Below are 18356 nucleotides of genomic sequence, written 5' to 3'. Positions count from 1 at the left end.
GCTAAACCTCCGTCAATCGACAGCCCGCATCCACCTCAAGCGCGAACAAACCGCCATGCCCGACCTCGACCTGCAACAACTGTTCACGCGCCAAGCCACGGGCCTGCGCCAAAAGTAATCGCATGACCCCACCATGGCTGATCAGCAACACCCTCTCGCCGGCAAAGGCCAATTGCAGACGCTCGATGGCGCCCAACACCCGCGCGGAAAACTCGATCATCGGCTCACCATTGGGCGGCGTGAATCCATAGGGGTCAGACCAGAACAAACCGAGTCCTTCAGCCTCGGTTTCCATCAACTGCGCAGCGCTGTGCCCTTCCCAGTCGCCGAAATGCAGTTCTTGCAGATCACGCTCCCATTGCAGCGGCAAATCCAGTCGAGCGGCCAGTTCTTCGGCAAATCGTGCGCAGCGCTGCAAGGGTGAACTGACAATCCGGTGCCAAGGCCCGGCCTGAGCCACTGCGGCACGCATCTGCTGCCATCCGATATCAGTCAGCGCATCATCCAGACTGCCGCGCAGGCCGCCGCCAAGTTCGGTTTCGCCATGACGCAACACATCCAGGCGCAAACTCATGCGGGGCGATCCGCCACCGCCGCTTGAGCAAAGGTCGCCATGCCGTTGTGCAGCTCACAGGCCAGACGCAACAGCGGCACTGCCAACGCCGCGCCACTGCCCTCACCCAGCCGCAGCCCCAAATCGAGCAACGGCTCGGCCTGCAAGGCCTCCAACACATGCCGATGGCCTGGCTCAGCGCCGCGATGGGCGAAGAACAACCACGGACGGCACGCAGGATTCAGCCGCACAGCCACCAACGCCGCCACCGTACAAATGAAACCGTCCACCAACGCCGCAATACCTTCCTGGGCGCACGCCAGATACGCACCCACCAACGCCGCAACTTCGAAGCCACCGAGGCAAAACAGAACGCCCAGCGGATCACCGACTCGATCGGCATGCAGCGCCAACGCTCGTTCGATCACCTGAGCCTTGTGACTGACACCCAGCGGATCAAGGCCTGTGCCCGGACCGACCAGCAGCGTCGCCGGACAACTCAGTAACGCACAGGCCATCGCACTGGCCGCCGTGGTGTTGCCGATGCCCATTTCGCCGCCGATAAACAGCTCAGCCCCGGCCGCCTTGGCGCGCAACACACTGTCGCGCCCGCCTTGCAACGCCAGCAGCCCCTGTTCCTGGGTCATCGCTGGGCCTTTAGCGAAGTTCGCCGTACCTGCACCGATGTTCAAATGCACGACGCCCGGCAGGTTCATTGGCGAAATCGTGCCGAGGTCGACCACGTCCAACTGAGCCGACAACTGTTTAGCCAGCACGCTGATAGCCGCGCCACCCATCACAAAGTTGTGCAGCATTTGCCCGGTGACTTCCTGGGGATAAGCCGAAATACCTTCAGCCACCACGCCGTGATCGCCAGCGAAAATCGCAATCCACACGCTATCGACATGAGGTTTGACCCGCCGCTGCAATCCGGCAAGCTGCACCGCGACACGCTCCAGTTGCCCGAGCGAGCCAGCCGGCTTGGTCAGTTGCTGTTGATAGGCCAGCGCTTGTTCCAAACTGTGTGGGTCACTCTCTAAGGCAGGTGCGAGCCACCAGACATTACTCATAAAGCGGGTCCTTTAAGGGTCATCGGCAAACCGGCGACAGTCAGCACCACGCGCTGGCAACGCTCAGCCAAGGCTTGATGCAGCCAACCGGCTTCATCGACATAACGGCGGGTCAGCTCACCAAGGGGCACAACGCCCATCCCGGTTTCGTTGCTGACAAAAATAATCTCGCCCGGCAACGCGGCCAGGCCATTCAATAAAGCGTCGCGCTCCTGCGCCAGGCGGAGCGGGTCTTCGAGCATCAGCAGGTTGGTCAGCCACAGGGTCAGGCAATCGACCAGCAAGCAGCGCCCTTGCTTGGCGCTGTCTTGCAGCACGCGGGCCAGTTCGAGCGGCTCTTCTATTAACCCCCAATGCGCAGGACGACGTTGACGATGAAGCGTCACGCGCTGATTCATCTCACCGTCCAGCGGCTGACTGGTGGCTATGTAAATGACATCAAGCCCGCACTCATTGGCCAGTCGTTCTGCCAGACGGCTTTTGCCAGAACGCGCGCCACCCAGAATCAATTGCAACATCAGTTCGCCTCCAGGCCGCAGAGCTCACGCAACAACGTGCAGTCCAGATGGTTTTCCACCAAGTCGGCCAGCCGCTCGATGTCACGTTCACGCAACGCGTGGTAATCCACCGACTGCACATTGGCAAGGCCCGCCCAACGCAGCAAGGCGCTGCACGCTGCCGGTGTTTCGAACAGGCCGTGTAGATAGGTGCCGAGAATCTGCCCGTCAGCACTGTGCGCGCCATCGCAACGGCCATCGCTGAACTGCACAGCAGGCAGTTCAAGGGCGACGCCTGTGGTCACACCCGCATGAATTTCATAACCGCTGACGTCGGCTTCTTCCAGCGTCAGGCGTCCGCGCACGTTGCGCAGTTGTTTCTCTTCTTCCAGCACGGTGCTTATGTCGAGCAACTCCAAACCTGGGCTGGAACCAGCACTGCCCTCCAGCCCAAGCGGGTCGTGCAGGTGCGTGCCGAGCATCTGCAAGCCGCCACAAATCCCCAGCAGCTTGCCGCCGTAGCGCAGGTGTCGATTGATCGCGCTGTCCCAGCCGTTTTTACGCAGATACGCCAGGTCGCTGCGCACGCTTTTTGAGCCGGGCAGAATGATCAAGTCCGCTGCGGGAATCGCCTGACCCGGGCCAATAAACTGCAAGTTGACCTGCGGGTGTAACCGCAGCGGATCGAAATCAGTGTGATTGCTGATGCGCGGCAGCACTGGAACGATGACGTTGAGCACACGTTCGACCTTATCGGTCTGGCGCTGATCGAGACCGTCTTCAGCCTCCAGATGCAGATCCATCACATACGGCAATACGCCCACCACCGGTTTGCCAGTACGTTGTTCGAGCCAGTCCAGGCCCGGTTGCAACAAGGCGATGTCGCCGCGAAAACGGTTGATGATGAAACCCTTGATCCGCGCCTGTTCGCTGGGGGACAGCAATTCCAGCGTACCGACCAAGTGCGCAAACACGCCACCGCGGTTGATATCGGCCACCAGCAATACCGGGCAGTCTACGGCCTCGGCAAACCCCATGTTGGCGATGTCGCCAGCGCGCAGATTGATCTCGGCAGGCGAACCCGCGCCTTCGACGATCACCACAGGATAGGCATCGCTCAATCTTCGATGAGACTCAAGCACCGCCTGCATGGCGATGATTTTGTAGTCGTGATACGCCACGGCGTTCATGGTGGTCACGGCACGCCCGTGAATGATGACTTGCGAGCCAGTGTCGCTATTGGGTTTGAGCAACACCGGGTTCATGTCGGTGTGCGGCTCCAGGCCACAGGCTTGGGCCTGCACGGCCTGGGCACGACCGATCTCGCCGCCGTCTGCCGTTACGGCGCTGTTGAGCGCCATGTTCTGCGGCTTGAACGGCACCGTACGCACGCCTTGACGGGTCAGCCAGCGGCACAATGCCGTCACCACGGTGCTCTTGCCAGCGTCGGACGTGGTGCCCTGAACCATTAACGTTTTGCTGGTCGTGCTCATTTCGCTGCCCTGAAAAACGCTTGAAGGGCTGTTTCGAGGCGTGTCCAGTCGGCTTCTTCGCGCGGCAGGCCAAAACGCAGGCCGCTGTTATGCGGACCATTATTGAGAAACAGCCGCAGCAGAATGGCGCGCTGGGCACAGAACTCATACAACGCTTGGGCGTGAGGCGTAATCAGCCATTGAAACAATGCGCAACCGCCCTGCGGCGCCAAACCGTACTCGGTCAACAGCGCTACAAGGCGCTCACTGGCCTGGTCGGTGCGCTGGCGCTGCAAGCGATGGCCTTCGACATCGTTCAGGCATACCCGCCCTAACAGTCGCGTCGGACCATTCACCGCCCAAGGTCCGATCTGCTTGGCCAGCAAGGCGAGAAAACGCCGTTCGGCCAGCACAAAACCAAGGCGTGCCCCCGCCAGCCCGAAGAACTTGCCGAACGAACGCAGCACGATCAGCCCAACGCGATCGGATTTTGCGGCAAGGCTCAACGCGGGGGTGTTGTCCATGAACGCTTCGTCCACCACCAGCCAGCCCCCGCGCCCGGCGAGCCGAGTGTGCCAACTCAGTAGGCGCTGCGGCGTCAGCGTCAAACCGGTGGGGTTGTTTGGATTGACCACCACCAACACTTCGAGTGAGTCGATGAAACGGTCGACTTCGTGTTCGAGCACCTCGCGCACCAGAAAACCGTTGCTGCGCCACGCTTCAGCGTGCTCGGCGTAACATGGCGAGAGCACGCCGACCTTGCCCGCCTGACGCATGCGCGGCAACGCCTGGATGGCCGCTTGCGAACCCGGCACCGATAAGGCGTGTGCTGCGCCATAATAATGACGGGCGGCCAACTCAAGCCCATCGTCGGTCTCGGGCAGGCGCGCCCAGGCGGACAGCGGAATCTGCGGGATTGGCCAAGGCCACGGCGAAATGCCGCTGGACAGGTCGAGCCAATCGGCTTCGGCAATGCCGTATTTCGCAACCGCGCCGCGCAATCGACCGCCATGTTCAAGCATAGAATTCAGCCCCGACGCACAAGATCAGCAACCATAGCCAGACGCCACGCTGCACCAATTGCCAGCCGCGATCAATGGAACTGGCATCCGCGGGGACACCCTCGCCCAATTGTGCTCGCTGATGCAGTTCGCCGTGGTAGATCGCCGCGCCCCCCAACTCCACGCCCAAGGCGCCCGCGCCAGAGGCCATGACCGGGCCGGCATTGGGGCTGTCCCACTGCCGCGCCTGAGTCCGCCAGCAGCGTAAGGCAAGTCGGGTCTTGCCCAGTAGCGCGTAGGTCAATGCCACCAGCCGCGCAGGAATGTAGTTCAGCAGATCATCGATTTTTGCCGATGCCCAGCCGAAACGTTCGAAGCGCGCATTGCGATACCCCCACATCGCGTCCAGGGTATTGCTCAACCGGTACAACACTACGCCGGGCGCACCGAACAACACGAACCAGAAGATCGCCGCGAACACCGCGTCACTGCCGTTCTCCAGCACTGACTCAGTGGCCGCCCGGGCAACTTCAGTGCTGTCCAGCTCAGAGGTTTGACGACTGACCAAAAAGCCCACCCGGCGTCTCGCTTCGTCCAGGTCATCGGAGCGCAATGCCTGCGCCACCGGTTCGACATGCTCACCCAGGCTGCGTAGGCCCAACGCACAATACAAAGCTGCGATCTCCACCAGCCAGCCTATATAAGGCAGCCAACTCAAAAACGTTGCCAATAAGGTGAGCGGGATGACGGCAATGAACCAGGCCGTGACACCGTGGCTGCGCCAACCGCGTCCGCCTGGATTGAAACGCTGTTCGATCCGCTCGGCGAAACGGCCGAACGCCACCAGCGGATGGTTTCGTTTAGGCTCGCCGAGCAGTGCATCCAGCGCCACACCCGCAACACTCAACAAGGCCACGCTCATGGATGCACTCCCCAGCGGTTCTCGTAAACCAGTTCATTTAGTGGACGCGCTTGCGCCCAGCCTTCCATCACCAGCATGGGCTGCGGATAAAATTCGGCGACCGGCCCCAGACAGAGGATGGCCAATGGCTTGGCGCCCGGCGGCATGCCCAGCAATTCGGCCAGCGCTGGAGGATCGAACAACGACACCCAGCCCATGCCCAGCCCTTCGGCACGGGCGGCGAGCCACAGGTTCTGGATTGCGCAGGACAGCGAAGCCAGGTCCATTTCCGGCAACGTACGGCGGCCGAAAATGTGTTTTTCGCGGTCATCCATTAACGCGGCGACCAGTACTTCCGCGCAATCGTTGATGCCTTCGACCTTGAGCCTCATGAAGTCGTCAGAACGTTCACCCAATGCCTGGGCGGTGCGAATCCGCTCTTCTTCGACCTGCGCCTGGATACCCCCGCGCAACTGACGATCACTGATGCGGATGAACCGCCACGGCTGCATCAAACCCACACTGGGCGCGTGATGCGCCGCTTCCAGCAAACGCGCCAATAGTTCGGGCGCGACCGTACCGCCGCTGAAGTGGCGCATGTCACGACGCTCGGTTATCGCCCGGTAAACCGCCGCACGCTCGTCGTCGCTGAAGGCCTGGTCAGTCATACCGATGTCTCACTGTAGGAGCTGCCGAAGGCTGCGATAAATCCGGAAAACTCAACATGCCATGAGGCCAATCGCAGCCTTCGCCAGCACCTACGGGAATAGGACTTGGCTGCAGCATCGTCGATAAATGGGAACTGGCTGGAATGACATTCATGGTCGAAACAGCGCCGCCACCGCTTGAGGGTTGGATGGGAAGTAAAAATGCACGTAGGACGCGGTCATGCGGCCATCGCGGTATACCGCTTCCGCGCCGCGCCCGCCATTGGGGCTGATGCCTCGGGCAATCGGCTGCCGCTGGGTACTGGTCAGCGAATGATGATAAGTGTGACCGCGCAACGTGCCTTCGGGCAGCTCGACCGCCTGCAAGGCCAGCGCAGCCAAACGCTTTTGCATCACCCCTTCGCCGCTGAGCAAACCCACCAACTCGGCGCGCCGGCCCTCGACATCTGTCAGGGCATCGAGCAGATAGAGCATGCCGCCGCATTCAGCCAACAGCGGTTTGCCTTCAGCGTGGTGCTGGCGGATAGCGTCGAGCATCGGCGTGTTCTCACCCAACGCAACATGGTGCAACTCAGGGTAGCCACCCGGCAGGTACAGACTGTCAGCCTCAGGGATTTGCCGGTCGCGGATAGGCGAGAAGAAAGACAACTCGGCGCCCATGTCACGCAGCAGATCCAGGCTGGCGCCATAGGTGAAGGCAAAGGCTTCGTCATGGGCGACGGCAATGCGTACACCGTCGAGCAACCGCTCTGCGGGAGTGAAATCCGGTGCATCGAAAGTTACGGCGGGCGGCAAAGCGACTTCACAGGTACTGGCTAATGCGTTGGCAGCGGCATCAAGCCGTACATCGAGATCGTTCAGTTCACTGGCTTGCACCAGGCCCAAGTGACGGCTCGGCAGTTCGATACCGGTTTCGCGCGACAAGGCGCCATACCAGCGCAGGCCTTCGGTCAGGCTGCCTTCTAGCAGTTGCGCATGGCGCACGGTGCCAACACGGTTGGCCAACACACCGGCAAATGGCAAATCCGGCTGATAGCGGGCAAGCCCCAGCGCCAGCGCGCCGAACGTCTGGGCCATGGCCGTGCCGTCGATTACGGCCAATACCGGCACACCAAAACGTCGTGCCAAATCGGCGCTGGAGGGTGTGCCATCGAACAAGCCCATGACGCCTTCGATGAGTATCAGGTCAGCATCGGCTGCGGCCTCCCACAACAGGCGTCGACTGTCGTCCTCACCCACCATCCACATATCCAACTGGTAAACCGGATTGCCGCTGGCGCGTTCAAGGATCATCGGGTCGAGAAAGTCCGGCCCACACTTGAATACGCGAACCTTGCGCCCCTGATTACGATGCAAGCGGGCCAGCGCCGCAGTCACCGTGGTCTTGCCTTGGCCGGATGCTGGAGCGGCAATTAATACAGCGGGGCATTGCCGGGACTGGCTCATGAACGATCACTCACAACTCGATGCCTTTCTGCGCTCGAATCCCGGCCTGGAACGCGTGCTTGATCACGGCGATGTCGGAGACGGTATCGGACAGATCGACCAATTCCTGCCTGGCGCCACGCCCCGTGACCACCACGTGCTGCATGGGCGGACGTGCCTGCAAGTCGCTAAGCACTTGCTCCAGATCGAGATAGCCGTGCTTGAGAGCGATGTTCAGCTCGTCGAGAATCACCAGGCCGATGCTCGGATCTCGGAGCATCTCTTGCGTCACAAGCCAGGCGGCCTCGGCGGCGGCGATGTCACGCTGACGGTCCTGGGTTTCCCAGGTGAAACCTTCGCCCATGACGTGATAACGCACCTGTTCGGGAAAGCGGCGGAAAAACAGCTCTTCGCCGGTGCTGTTGCGGCCCTTGATGAACTGCACCACACCGCACTGCATGCCGTGGCCCATGGCTCGGGCCAGCATGCCAAATGCCGAACTGCTCTTGCCCTTGCCGTTACCTGTCAGCACCAGCAGCAAGCCGCATTCATTGGGCGCACTGGCAATGCGCTCATCGATCACCGCTTTTTTGCGCAGCATGCGCGCCAAGTGGCGTTCGTCACGTTCGGTGGATTCGCTCATCTCAGCTCTCCGCTTGAGGGGCCTGGTAAACGCAGACAGAGGGCACGAGCAGGCACCGGCAGGACGCCCACGTAGGAACGCGGGGCCGCTGCGCAGAGCATCGCCCTCCGTGATGCTGTTGAATTGGATCAGGCCGGTCTCCGGACTCATGAGCGAACATTCCAGCCACGCGCCTTCCCATGCTCAATGAACACAGTGGCATCGTGCGTGGCCTTAACTCATTTACCGTTGCGGAGGCAGTCCCGGGATCGAACGCGCGAGGCGTTCCCACCGGCTTCCCTGTTTCACCCTGTGGAGACTGATCCAAAGGGCACCTGAAACAAGTGGCGAAGGGTAGAGGGTTGAGGTTTGAGCGTCAATCGACGCAAGCGTCTGGACCGCCAGTTGAACCTAAGAAGGATCACACGCCTCTATCTACTGACATAAGAATGATTACTGCCTAAGAAATGGAGATCGACGATGTTCAAGCTCAGACCTCAGTTTGCCGTGTTGCTTTTGGTCGCTGGAGGCCTCGCAGCCTGCGGTGAGTCTTCCCGGCTGCAAGTCAGCGACGGCACCGGCCCCTCTCCCACACTGCCGGAGCCGAACAAGACCCTGATCCCCACTGTGAACATCGCGCCCGCTATAGGTTGGGCAGAAGGTGCCAAACCGACCGCAGCGCCTGGCACTCAGGTCGCAGCCTTTGCCGAAAACCTCGATCACCCGCGCTGGCTGTATGTGTTGCCCAACGGCGATGTATTGGTAGCCGAAACCAACTCGCCACCCAAGCCTGATGACAGCAAAGGCATTCGCGGCTGGGTCATGACGAAAGTCATGGGCCGCGCAGGCGCAGGCGTACCCAGCGCAAACCGCATCACCCTGCTGCGCGACAAGGACCACGACGGCGTCGCCGAGACCCGCACGGTATTCCTGGAAAACCTGAACTCACCGTTCGGCATGGCATTGGTGGGCAACACATTCTATGTCGCTGACACTGATCGCCTGATCAGCTTCAATTACCAGCCTGGTCAAACGTCGATCAGCGGCCAGCCAACCAAAGTGGTCGATCTACCGGGCGGCACGCTTAATCACCACTGGACCAAGAACGTCATCGCCAGCAAGGACGGCACCAAGCTGTACGTGACCGTGGGCTCCAACAGCAACGCTGGCGAGAATGGCCTGGACAAGGAAGAAGGTCGCGCCGCCATTTGGGAAGTGGACCGTGCAACGGGTACGCACAGGATCTTCGCGTCGGGCCTGCGCAACCCTAACGGCATGGACTGGGAACCGCATACCGGCGCGTTGTGGACAGCGGTTAATGAGCGTGACGAAATCGGCAGCGATCTGGTGCCGGACTACGTGACCTCAGTGAAGGACGGGGCTTTCTATGGCTGGCCGTTTAGTTATTACGGACAGCACGTGGATGTGCGCGTTTCACCGCCCAATCCGGACCTTGTGGCCAAGGCGATTCCACCTGACTTCGCGGTCGGTCCGCACACTGCATCGCTGGGCTTGACGTTTGCTGACGGCAAATCGTTGCCAGCACCATTTACCGAGGGTTTGTTCGTCGGCCAGCATGGTTCCTGGAATCGCAAACCGCACAGTGGTTACAAGGTGCTGTTCGTCCCGTTCAAGGATGGTAAGCCAAGCGGCACACCGGTCGATCTGCTGACAGGCTTCTTGAATTCCGATGAGAAAGCTCAAGGCCGGCCGGTAGGTGTAATCAATGACAACAACGGCGGATTGCTGGTCGCCGACGACGTGGGGAACAAGATTTGGCGGGTGACAGCGGCGAAACCTGTTCAAGCTTCGGCCAAGCCGTAATCATCAGAACAACCTTGATGATCAACAGGTAATGCAAAACCTGTTGGAGCGAGGCTTGCTCGCGATATAGACGGTAGGTCAATTGGGGCGTTTGCCAGCGGGACTACTCTGTTCGCGGGTAAAGCCTCGCTCCAACTGCAACCGGGTTCAGTGCAGCGTTTACTGGCTCGCCAGATTCGACGGCTGTATCACGCGCTTGGCATTGAGCCAGGCTTTCTGCCAATAAGGTTTGTCCAGGCTGTCCAGCTTGACAGTGCCGCCCGTGGCGGGCGCATGCACGAAACGCCCTTCCCCGACGTAGATCCCCGCATGACTGACGTTCGAGCCACCGCTCGTGGCGAAGAACACCAGATCGCCCGTCTGCAATTGGTTGCGGGCAATGTTCGGCCCGCGCAAGGTGATCATTTCCCGAGTAGAGCGCGGCAGCTTGATGCCCACGGCGTCATGGTACACATAGCCGATCAAGCCGCTGCAATCGAAACCAGAATCGGGCGTATTACCGCCCCAGCGATAAGGCGTGCCCACCAGCCCGATTGCACGGACCAGCACATCATCGGCGAGCGGTGAGGAAAAATTGGAAGGAACAGAAACCACAGGTCTGGCGACCCGTGTAGGAGAAGGCGGTGGACTGCTGGCACACGCTGTCAGCAATGCAGCCAATGACACAACAACCAAGCGAACCGTAAACGACATAAACAACAACCTTTGACGGGATGCGGCCTAGGCCCGTGCGAAGCGCCGGGAGCCGGAACTGCGCACAATCAGGGTTGCCCCGGTGTGCGCCCGGTAATTAACGGTGTTGGCGATTGATTGTAGTCGAAGTCATCGCAGTGGTGGTCTCAGGTACCTGGGAAGGTGCCATCGCCAGCGCGCGCTTGGCTTCGATGAAAGTCTTTGCCCAATAAGCATCGTCCAGGCTGTCTACCCGAACGCCACCACTGCGACGGCTACTGGAATGAATGAACTGATCATCACCCAGGTAGATACCGGCGTGGCTAACACGACCGCGGCCTGCGGTGCTGAAGAACAGCAAATCGCCCGGCTTGAGATCGTGACGTTTAACAAGAGGGGCATCGACGTTGATCATTTCGCGTGTAGAACGCGGCAAGCTCATGCCCGCCTCTTCACGAAACAGATAACCGATAAAGCCGCTGCAATCAAAACCCGAGGAAGTCGAGGTGCCGCCGAAACGGTAGCGAGTGCCAATCAGGGACTTGCCGCGCTCCAGGATGCTGTCAGCCAAGGCTGGCAACTGGTAAGGCTTATTGTCGGCGAACTCAGCGAGTTCATCTTCAGTGGCGATTTCTTCCTGCAGCACGGAGGCATAATCAGCTCGGTGTGCAGCGGATTGTGCGGTCACAGAACGCTGCGTGAGCGAGTTCTGAACCTGCTGTTGCGACGCTGGCATTTGTGCCGCGCAGCCAAACAACAGCGAAACAAGTGCGAGAGGCACGAGGGGTGCGAAGCGATTTAGCATGAGCACGACCGTGGCAAATGTGTAAAGAAGCCGAGACTATGCCCTCTATCGTCCTCATTTGCAAATTCAATCGAATCAAATGTGACTTACAAGGTCCGCCATAACATCTAAGGCCCTACACATCAGGAACGCATCGATCTGCGCTGAGTGATCGGTCGGCGAGGGATTTATCTCGGCAGTAAAGCCTCCGGATACCCTCGTGCGCAGCATCGGCTCGTGAATATACGGAAAGCTGGCGGTGGTGCCAATGCTTAAAACAGCATCGAAGCCTTTTGCCATCTCCTCATACAGCATTTTCAGTGCCAGCTCTGGCAACATCTCCTCGAACAGCACCACCGGCGGTCGCAGGACGCCGTGACACTGTGCGCACAAAGGCGGCAACGGGCGCTGAAGATGCTCGCTCAACTTCGGGTCCTGCGTGCCGCAGGACTGACAGTAGAGCGGTGCCAGCTGCCCATGAATTTCGATAAGCCGCTCTGGCGGGCTACCCGCCGCGCGATGATAACCATCGACATTCTGCGTCAGCACCCAGCAATTGGGCTTACGCCGCTGTAATTGCGCGATGGCATAATGCGCCTCATTGGGCTGTCCACTGAGGCAGGCGCTGCCTAATTGGGCAATGTATTTCCAGCACAAGGCCGGATCGCGACGCAACATCGGACCGGACAACGCCACTTCAATGGGCAACCCATCGTCGGTGCGTCCGTTATAAAGGCCACCCACACCACGATAAGTGGGCAATCCCGAATCAGCCGACAACCCGGCCCCGGTAATGATCAAAATCCGATCGGCGTGACGCAACGCTGCCGCCGTCTGCAGCACCAACGCCGGGTCCACGCCATGGGGCGTCACCAGCCAAGGGTCTCTTTAAGAAAGGGAATGGTCAGTTTGCGCTGAGCCTGCAGCGACGCCTGATCGAGCTGTTCGAGCAGATCGAACAGCGCGCTCATGCTGCGGGTGCCACGGGTCAGAATGAAATGCCCGACTTCATCGGTCAGGTGCAGGCCGCGACGTGAAGCGCGCAACTGCAGAGCGCGGAGTTTTTCTTCGTCCGACAGCAGGCGCATCTGAAACACCAGCGCCATGGTCAGTCGGGATTTCAAATCGGCCAGCTTTACCGGCAGTTCGCGCGGCGAACATGAAGCAGCAATCAACAGTCGACGACCACTGTCACGCAGCCGATTGAACAGGTGAAACAGTGCTTCTTCCCATTCCGGCTTGCCGACGATGACCTGAATGTCGTCAAGACATACCAGCTCGTATTGCTCAAGGTGATCGAACAATTCGACACCTTCGTCAATCACTTCAGCCAACGGCAGATAGACAGCAGCCTCACCTAACTGCTCGAAACGCAGGCAAGCGGCCTGCAACAGATGAGTGCGCCCCACCCCATGCTTGCCCCATAGATAGATCAGGCTTTCAGTCCATCCGGCATCGGCTTCGCACAGCCGCTCGACATAGCCGAGTGCTGCGGCATTGGCGCCTGGATAGTAATTGACGAAGGTGGCGTCGTCACGCAGACGCACACTCAGGGGCAGCTGAATTGGTTTCATGCTGGCTGAACGGCTAATAAAAAACCGTCAAGGGGCCTCTGTCTAAAGTGTGCAAAGTTTATACCCGTGAGACTGACCGCACAATGCGGCAGACCGCTAGCAAAATCAAAGACTTGCGCGGGCAGCCCGACAGACCTCGGTTTGAGGAAGAAAAGGTGCAATGAAAAAGGCGTCTGTCGCAAATAACGCCAGACGCCCTTTATAGCGCGATTGCTTACAAATCCGGATCTTCCATGCCGCCATAGATATCCGAGTCTTTATAGAGATCACGCACATGACGCACGAGGACCATGATCACCGCCGCCACCGGAAGCGCCAGTAAGATCCCAGTGAAACCGAACAACTCCCCCCCCGCCAGAATCGCGAAGATCACCGCCACCGGATGCAGACCTATGCGATCACCCACCAACAGCGGCGTCAGCACCATACCCTCCAGCGCCTGACCGACCATGAACACCGCGACAATCCCCAGCATCGGATAAAGATCGCCACCGAACTGGAAGAAGCCAGCGATGATCGCAGCCCCTATACCGATCACAAAGCCCATATAAGGCACGATTGCGGCCAGACCTGCGATCACACCGATCAACAGCCCTAACTCCAGACCCACCAGCATCAGGCCCGCCGCGTAGATCACGCCCAGCGCCACCATCACCAACAACTGCCCGCGAATGAATGCGCCAAGCACCTCATGACACTCGCCGGCCAGCGCAACGATTTTCTCCTCACGGTGACGCGGTAGCAAACTGCGCACCTTGCCCATCATCACGTCCCAGTCGCGCAATAAATAGAAGCAGACCACCGGGATCAGCACCAGATTGGTCAACCAGCCGATTAGCGCCAGTGTCGAGGTCGTAGCCTGGGCCAGAATGATGCCCACGATATCGCCGGTCTGCCCCATGTGTTCAGAAATCGCGGCCTTGACCTTATCGAACTTCCAGAACCCGTCAGCCAGCCCCAGCTTGGCCTGCGTCCACGGCAACGCGGTGTGCTGCAGCCAGTCAAGTATTTGCGGTGCCAGCTCGTACAAGCGATACAGTTGCTTGGCGAGCATCGGCACCAACACCAACAGCAAGCCCATCATAATCAGGGTGAAGACCACGAACACAGCCACCACGCTGAGGGTACGCGACAACCCGAGCTTTTCAAGACGATCAGCCACCGGATCGCCCATGTAGGCCAGCAGCAGCGCCACCAGAAACGGCGTCAGAATCGAATGCAGCAAAAAAATAAACAGGCACAGCAAGACAATCCCACCAGCCCAGAACCAACGACGCGTATCTGTCATTACCGCCCCTACCGCCACTTATACCGTGGCCTAAAAATGAATGTCGCCTAGGGTCTATTACCGCTTAGTTGTGACCGCAACCAAACGGCAACAGACCCCAGCGCATTGTTATGAACGCCACTACCAACGAAAGTGCAGTTGCGGCCCGGATACAGGTTGAATCGTAGGCGCAGCGCCTGCAACCGGCGCTTCGCCCGCATTGACAGGCGTTGGCGGCACTTCACCGGCTGGTACTTCCTGCAATTTGGCCAGTGACAGTTGCGAGCGCAGTTGGTCCGGGCTGCCGGAAACGTCGAATACCACGTGATCGCCGTCCACCGACTTCAGACGCCCGCCGAAGGGTTCCAGCAAGCGTGTCAGTTGCGCATAACGCTCAAGGGTCATGCCCTGAACCTCCAGCGCCAAACTGGACGATGCGCCCGGCTTGACCACAAACCTCGGAGCCAGACGCTGACTCACCGCCAGCAATACCGCATCGGCCAAGGCATCGGAACTGACGCCCGTCGCGGAGCCCTGCTCACGCTGATCGCCCAGCCACAGGTGCCATTTACCTTGCCATTGACCGCCGTTTTCCTGGGCATGTACGGCCAGAATCGCGTCAGAGCCATAACGCTCGGACGCCTCTTTCAGTGGACCCACATCGTTGCTTTCCAGCGTCTTGGCGTTGCCCATGCTTTGTTCGCCAAGGTCCGCCAGTGGCAAACGCAGCGGCAAGCCTCGGTGTTGCGCAGCGCGACGCAGCGGTTCAGCAGAAGACTGCCCGTCACCTACCAGATTGGAACCCTCGGTGGCGTCGTTCAGCCACCAGGCGAGGATCACCGGACGGTTACTGCCCCACAGCGATAAACCGGCACTGCGCAACGTACGATCAGTGCTCACTGGATCGAAGTCGACCAGCAGCGATTCAGGCGGGCCAGCTTCATAGCCGTATTGGCTGATGATTTGTTGCGGATCGCTGCGTACAGCGGCCAGCGCCGAACCTTGCGCGGCCTTGACGTCGCCCGTCAGGCGAATTACCAGCGTTTCCAGCGCGGCCTGGGTAGCGCGAGTTTTTTCGTCGGGGGTTTGCCCGCTGACAGGTTCGCGGACCTGATACAGATTGTTCACTGTCTCGGCGAAGGTCGGCAGACTGATGAACGACAGACAGCCTGCAAACAGGCAACTGGTCAGACGCATGGCTGGGGATAGACGCATGAAAAATTCCCGAAGAGCAAAAAGCAGCAGTATATATAGCTGCATGAAAATGGTTGGCGTGGTTAAGACAGCACTAACGTGCGAATCACTCCCGTGGCGACGACGTTACAGCTTATATAGCTGTCGACGAACGGGCCAGCCTGGTTAAAGGTCGTTATTTTTCTTCATGATGCTTCTACCTGTCGGCCCAAGGATGGCCGCTGCGGCCCAAGCCTGATAAAATCGCGCGCCTTCGCAGACTGGCTGTGACAATGGCCACGAGCCGTACCCACCTCGGTCGTTACCCCGAATCCCCCTAAAGGCCTGGATCATGAGCAAGCAACCCTCCCTGAGCTACAAAGACGCCGGTGTAGACATCGACGCCGGTGAAGCATTGGTCGAACGCATCAAGAGCGTTGCCAAGCGCACCAAGCGCCCGGAAGTCATGGGCGGCTTAGGGGGCTTCGGCGCTCTCTGCGAAATTCCGGCCGGCTATAAACAACCCGTGCTGGTCTCTGGCACTGACGGCGTCGGCACCAAGTTGCGTCTGGCGCTTAACCTGAACAAACACGACACCATCGGCATCGATCTGGTGGCCATGTGCGTTAATGACCTGGTTGTATGCGGCGCCGAGCCGCTGTTCTTCCTCGATTACTACGCCACCGGCAAACTGAACGTCGATACCGCCGCCCAGGTCGTCACCGGTATTGGCGCTGGCTGCGAACTGGCAGGCTGCTCGCTGGTTGGCGGCGAAACCGCTGAAATGCCCGGCATGTACGAAGGCGAAGACTACGACCTGGCGGGTTTCTGCGTCGGCGTCGTTGAAAAAGCCGAGATCATCGACGGCTCCAAAGTCACGGCCGGCGACGCACTGATCGCCCTGCCGTCTTCCGGACCACACTCTAACGGCTACTCGCTGATCCGCAAGATCATCGAAGTCGCTGGCGCCGACATTGAAACCATTCAACTGGACGGCAAACCACTGACCGACCTGCTGATGGCGCCGACCCGCATTTACGTCAAGCAACTGCTGAAACTGATCAAGGACACTGGCGCAGTCAAGGCCATGGCCCACATCACCGGCGGCGGCCTGCTGGACAACATCCCTCGCGTATTGCCTGAAGGCGCACAAGCCGTGGTCGACGTCGCCAGCTGGAAGCGTCCTGCCGTGTTCGACTGGCTGCAAGAAAAGGGCAATGTCGATGAGCATGAGATGCACCGTGTATTGAACTGCGGCGTCGGCATGGTCATCTGCGTGGCGCAGGAGCACGTAGAAGCCTCCCTCAAGGCACTACGTGATGCTGGCGAACAACCCTGGGTCATCGGCCAGATTGACACTGCTGTTGCAGGCGCGGCGCAAGTCGAGCTGAAAAACCTCAAGGCACATTGATGCCGGAGTCGATGCACGACAAATGTGATGTCGTGGTGCTGCTGTCAGGCACCGGCGGTAACCTGCAAGCCATGATCGACAGCTTTCAGGTTGACCCTGGCCCGGTACGTATCCGCGCGGTGATCTCCAACCGCGCCGATGCCTTTGGCCTGCAACGTGCGCGCAATGCGGGGATCGAAACGCGCGCCCTCGATCACACCGCCTATGAAGGTCGCGAGGCCTTCGACGCCGCGCTGATCGAGCACATCGATGCGTTCAAACCGAAACTGGTGGTGCTCGCCGGGTTCATGCGCATCCTGAGCGCGAGCTTCGTTCGCCACTACCACGGTCGCCTGCTGAATATTCACCCTTCCCTTCTTCCACGCTATAAAGGCTTGCACACCCATCAGCGAGTACTGGAAGCTGGCGATGCCGAGCACGGCTGCAGCGTCCACTTCGTCACCGAGGAACTCGATGGGGGGCCTCTGGTCGTACAAGCTACTGTTTCGGTAGAGTTGGGCGACTCACCCACCACCCTGGCGCAACGGGTTCATACCCAGGAACACCAGATTTATCCACTGGCCATACGCTGGTTCGCCGAAGGCCGATTGAGTCTTGGCAAACAAGGTGCATTATTGGACGGTCAGCTATTGGGGCCAAACGGCCACTTGATTCCGGCTATTTAATTTAAAAACGGGAGATATTATGCGTCGCGCTTTGCTCTTCGCTTTCGCTCTGCTCGCACTTCCTGCGGTCAATGCGGCAGACCTTCAACCTTTCTCCGCCAGCTACACCGCCGACTGGAAACAGCTGCCCATGAGCGGCGGCACTGCTGAACGCAGCCTTGAGAAGAGCGCCAACGGCACTTGGACCTTGAGCTTCAAGGCATCGATGATGATCGCCAGCCTGACCGAAGTCAGCACGATCAAAGTCGACAAGGACGCATTGCTGCCCCAAACCTACCACTTCGAACGTGGTGGCCTGGGCAAGAGCAAGACCGTGGACCTGGTGTTTGACTGGCCCACCAAGTTCATCACCGGCACCGACCGCAACGATGCAGTCAAACTGCCGTTGAACGCTGGCGTTCTCGACAAGTCAACCTATCAGTTGGTGTTGCAACATGACGTTGCAGCCGGCAAGAAAAGCATGACGTACCAAGTGGTTGACGGTGACGAAATCGACACCTATGACTTCCGCGTACTGGGTGCCGAGAAAGTCTCAACCAAGGTTGGCTCGGTAGACGCCATTAAAGTCGAGCGAGTCCGCGATCCGACACAGAACAAACGCATCACGGTGATGTGGTTCGCCAAGGACTGGGATTACTTGCTGGTTCGTCTACAGCAGGTCGAAACCGACGGTAAGGAATACAACATCATGCTGCAGGACGGTAACGTCAATGGCAAAACGGTCAAGGGCAGCTGATTCAATATCACCTGCAAGCGGTACAGTGAACCCAGCCTTTA

General features: G+C 59.4%; 19 protein-coding genes and 1 riboswitch. Of the genes, 4 read left to right on the top strand and 15 right to left on the bottom strand.

From position 1 onward, the window contains the following. Position 1: 1 nt before the first annotated feature. The 9 genes from cobC to cobO form a co-directional block, all read right to left on the bottom strand. Positions 2-574 carry an alpha-ribazole phosphatase family protein gene (gene cobC, locus VGC62_RS18745; RefSeq protein ID WP_331188576.1) on the bottom strand — a complete coding sequence of 191 codons (573 nt, stop codon included), beginning with the start codon at positions 572-574 and terminating at the stop codon, positions 2-4. Beyond that, on the bottom strand, positions 571-1623 hold the full coding sequence (cobT, locus tag VGC62_RS18740; protein WP_331188575.1) for a nicotinate-nucleotide--dimethylbenzimidazole phosphoribosyltransferase: 1053 nt from the start codon (positions 1621-1623) through the stop codon (positions 571-573). The genes cobC and cobT overlap by 4 nt, the downstream gene beginning before the upstream one ends. Next, positions 1620-2141 (bottom strand): bifunctional adenosylcobinamide kinase/adenosylcobinamide-phosphate guanylyltransferase, encoded by a 522-nt coding sequence (gene cobU / locus VGC62_RS18735; protein ID WP_331188574.1) that lies wholly within the window; start codon positions 2139-2141, stop codon positions 1620-1622. Before cobU ends, cobT begins: the two co-directional genes overlap by 4 nt. Next, positions 2141-3613 carry a cobyric acid synthase gene (locus tag VGC62_RS18730; protein ID WP_331188573.1) on the bottom strand — a complete coding sequence of 491 codons (1473 nt, stop codon included), beginning with the start codon at positions 3611-3613 and terminating at the stop codon, positions 2141-2143. The genes cobU and VGC62_RS18730 overlap by 1 nt, the downstream gene beginning before the upstream one ends. Continuing rightward, positions 3610-4614, bottom strand: coding sequence for a threonine-phosphate decarboxylase CobD (cobD, locus tag VGC62_RS18725; protein ID WP_331188572.1), 1005 nt, complete (start codon positions 4612-4614; stop codon positions 3610-3612). The genes VGC62_RS18730 and cobD overlap by 4 nt, the downstream gene beginning before the upstream one ends. Continuing rightward, positions 4607-5515 (bottom strand): adenosylcobinamide-phosphate synthase CbiB, encoded by a 909-nt coding sequence (gene cbiB, locus VGC62_RS18720; RefSeq protein ID WP_331188571.1) that lies wholly within the window; start codon positions 5513-5515, stop codon positions 4607-4609. Before cbiB ends, cobD begins: the two co-directional genes overlap by 8 nt. Continuing rightward, positions 5512-6162 carry a 5,6-dimethylbenzimidazole synthase gene (gene bluB / locus VGC62_RS18715; RefSeq protein ID WP_331188570.1) on the bottom strand — a complete coding sequence of 217 codons (651 nt, stop codon included), beginning with the start codon at positions 6160-6162 and terminating at the stop codon, positions 5512-5514. Before bluB ends, cbiB begins: the two co-directional genes overlap by 4 nt. 150 nt (positions 6163-6312) lie before the next feature. Next, positions 6313-7608, bottom strand: a complete 1296-nt coding sequence (locus VGC62_RS18710) for a cobyrinate a,c-diamide synthase (RefSeq protein WP_331188569.1) — start codon at positions 7606-7608, stop codon at positions 6313-6315. 10 nt (positions 7609-7618) lie between these two features. After that, positions 7619-8230 (bottom strand): cob(I)yrinic acid a,c-diamide adenosyltransferase, encoded by a 612-nt coding sequence (gene cobO, locus VGC62_RS18705; RefSeq protein WP_331188568.1) that lies wholly within the window; start codon positions 8228-8230, stop codon positions 7619-7621. A gap of 114 nt (positions 8231-8344) precedes the next feature. Beyond that, a riboswitch (cobalamin riboswitch) is annotated at positions 8345-8563 on the bottom strand. 126 nt (positions 8564-8689) lie between these two features. Here cobO and VGC62_RS18700 point away from each other — a divergent pair. Continuing rightward, positions 8690-10033 carry a sorbosone dehydrogenase family protein gene (locus VGC62_RS18700; RefSeq protein WP_331188567.1) on the top strand — a complete coding sequence of 448 codons (1344 nt, stop codon included), beginning with the start codon at positions 8690-8692 and terminating at the stop codon, positions 10031-10033. A gap of 159 nt (positions 10034-10192) precedes the next feature. Here the strand turns inward: VGC62_RS18700 and VGC62_RS18695 are convergent, their stop codons facing one another. The 6 genes from VGC62_RS18695 to VGC62_RS18670 form a co-directional block, all read right to left on the bottom strand. Next, entirely contained in the window at positions 10193-10726 is a 534-nt protein-coding gene (locus VGC62_RS18695; RefSeq protein ID WP_331188566.1) for a C40 family peptidase, read from the bottom strand. Positions 10727-10823: 97 nt separating this feature from the next. Further along, positions 10824-11510: a C40 family peptidase gene (locus VGC62_RS18690; protein WP_331188565.1), complete on the bottom strand. Its 687-nt coding sequence runs from the start codon at positions 11508-11510 to the stop codon at positions 10824-10826. Positions 11511-11585: 75 nt separating this feature from the next. Next, on the bottom strand, positions 11586-12362 hold the full coding sequence (locus tag VGC62_RS18685; protein ID WP_331188564.1) for an NAD-dependent deacylase: 777 nt from the start codon (positions 12360-12362) through the stop codon (positions 11586-11588). Continuing rightward, the gene (hda, locus tag VGC62_RS18680) at positions 12359-13063 is read right to left on the bottom strand and encodes a DnaA regulatory inactivator Hda (protein WP_331188563.1); all 705 of its coding nucleotides are present in this window, start codon (positions 13061-13063) and stop codon (positions 12359-12361) included. Before hda ends, VGC62_RS18685 begins: the two co-directional genes overlap by 4 nt. A gap of 214 nt (positions 13064-13277) precedes the next feature. Then, a complete protein-coding gene (locus VGC62_RS18675) occupies positions 13278-14351 on the bottom strand; it encodes an AI-2E family transporter (RefSeq protein WP_331188562.1) in 1074 nt (357 codons plus the stop codon). Between the two features lie 120 nt (positions 14352-14471). Beyond that, positions 14472-15527 carry a DUF2066 domain-containing protein gene (locus tag VGC62_RS18670; protein ID WP_331188620.1) on the bottom strand — a complete coding sequence of 352 codons (1056 nt, stop codon included), beginning with the start codon at positions 15525-15527 and terminating at the stop codon, positions 14472-14474. Positions 15528-15855: 328 nt separating this feature from the next. Between VGC62_RS18670 and purM the strand changes: the two genes are divergently transcribed. The 3 genes from purM to VGC62_RS18655 are packed head-to-tail and all read left to right on the top strand — an operon-like array spanning position 15856 to position 18315. Continuing rightward, positions 15856-16914, top strand: a complete 1059-nt coding sequence (purM, locus tag VGC62_RS18665) for a phosphoribosylformylglycinamidine cyclo-ligase (RefSeq protein ID WP_331188561.1) — start codon at positions 15856-15858, stop codon at positions 16912-16914. A gap of 11 nt (positions 16915-16925) precedes the next feature. Beyond that, positions 16926-17579 carry a phosphoribosylglycinamide formyltransferase gene (purN, locus tag VGC62_RS18660; RefSeq protein WP_331188560.1) on the top strand — a complete coding sequence of 218 codons (654 nt, stop codon included), beginning with the start codon at positions 16926-16928 and terminating at the stop codon, positions 17577-17579. A gap of 19 nt (positions 17580-17598) precedes the next feature. Continuing rightward, complete coding sequence (locus tag VGC62_RS18655; protein WP_331188559.1) at positions 17599-18315, top strand: DUF3108 domain-containing protein; 717 nt, start codon at positions 17599-17601, stop codon at positions 18313-18315. Positions 18316-18356 lie beyond the last annotated feature (41 nt).

It is taken from the genome of Pseudomonas sp., assembly GCF_036404235.1.
In the GTDB taxonomy this organism is placed as follows: domain Bacteria; phylum Pseudomonadota; class Gammaproteobacteria; order Pseudomonadales; family Pseudomonadaceae; genus Aquipseudomonas.
Note: the sequence above shows the minus strand (reverse complement) of the source record. Positions and strands in the feature narration are given on the sequence as shown.

Bases quoted from the DNA above. Each gene is read 5' to 3' on its own strand.
- purM (WP_331188561.1), top strand. From the start codon at position 15,856: ATGAGCAAGCAACCCTCCCTGAGCTACAAAGACGCCGGTGTAGACATC.
- cbiB (WP_331188571.1), bottom strand. From the start codon at position 5,515: ATGAGCGTGGCCTTGTTGAGTGTTGCGGGTGTGGCGCTGGATGCACTG.
- bluB (WP_331188570.1), bottom strand. From the start codon at position 6,162: ATGACTGACCAGGCCTTCAGCGACGACGAGCGTGCGGCGGTTTACCGG.
- VGC62_RS18670 (WP_331188620.1), bottom strand. From the start codon at position 15,527: ATGCGTCTGACCAGTTGCCTGTTTGCAGGCTGTCTGTCGTTCATCAGT.
- VGC62_RS18690 (WP_331188565.1), bottom strand. From the start codon at position 11,510: ATGCTAAATCGCTTCGCACCCCTCGTGCCTCTCGCACTTGTTTCGCTG.
- purN (WP_331188560.1), top strand. From the start codon at position 16,926: ATGCACGACAAATGTGATGTCGTGGTGCTGCTGTCAGGCACCGGCGGT.
- cobC (WP_331188576.1), bottom strand. From the start codon at position 574: ATGAGTTTGCGCCTGGATGTGTTGCGTCATGGCGAAACCGAACTTGGC.
- cobD (WP_331188572.1), bottom strand. From the start codon at position 4,614: ATGCTTGAACATGGCGGTCGATTGCGCGGCGCGGTTGCGAAATACGGC.
- VGC62_RS18695 (WP_331188566.1), bottom strand. From the start codon at position 10,726: ATGTCGTTTACGGTTCGCTTGGTTGTTGTGTCATTGGCTGCATTGCTG.
- cobU (WP_331188574.1), bottom strand. From the start codon at position 2,141: ATGTTGCAATTGATTCTGGGTGGCGCGCGTTCTGGCAAAAGCCGTCTG.
- VGC62_RS18675 (WP_331188562.1), bottom strand. From the start codon at position 14,351: ATGACAGATACGCGTCGTTGGTTCTGGGCTGGTGGGATTGTCTTGCTG.
- cobO (WP_331188568.1), bottom strand. From the start codon at position 8,230: ATGAGCGAATCCACCGAACGTGACGAACGCCACTTGGCGCGCATGCTG.
- VGC62_RS18730 (WP_331188573.1), bottom strand. From the start codon at position 3,613: ATGAGCACGACCAGCAAAACGTTAATGGTTCAGGGCACCACGTCCGAC.
- cobT (WP_331188575.1), bottom strand. From the start codon at position 1,623: ATGAGTAATGTCTGGTGGCTCGCACCTGCCTTAGAGAGTGACCCACAC.
- VGC62_RS18700 (WP_331188567.1), top strand. From the start codon at position 8,690: ATGTTCAAGCTCAGACCTCAGTTTGCCGTGTTGCTTTTGGTCGCTGGA.
- VGC62_RS18710 (WP_331188569.1), bottom strand. From the start codon at position 7,608: ATGAGCCAGTCCCGGCAATGCCCCGCTGTATTAATTGCCGCTCCAGCA.
- VGC62_RS18655 (WP_331188559.1), top strand. From the start codon at position 17,599: ATGCGTCGCGCTTTGCTCTTCGCTTTCGCTCTGCTCGCACTTCCTGCG.
- hda (WP_331188563.1), bottom strand. From the start codon at position 13,063: ATGAAACCAATTCAGCTGCCCCTGAGTGTGCGTCTGCGTGACGACGCC.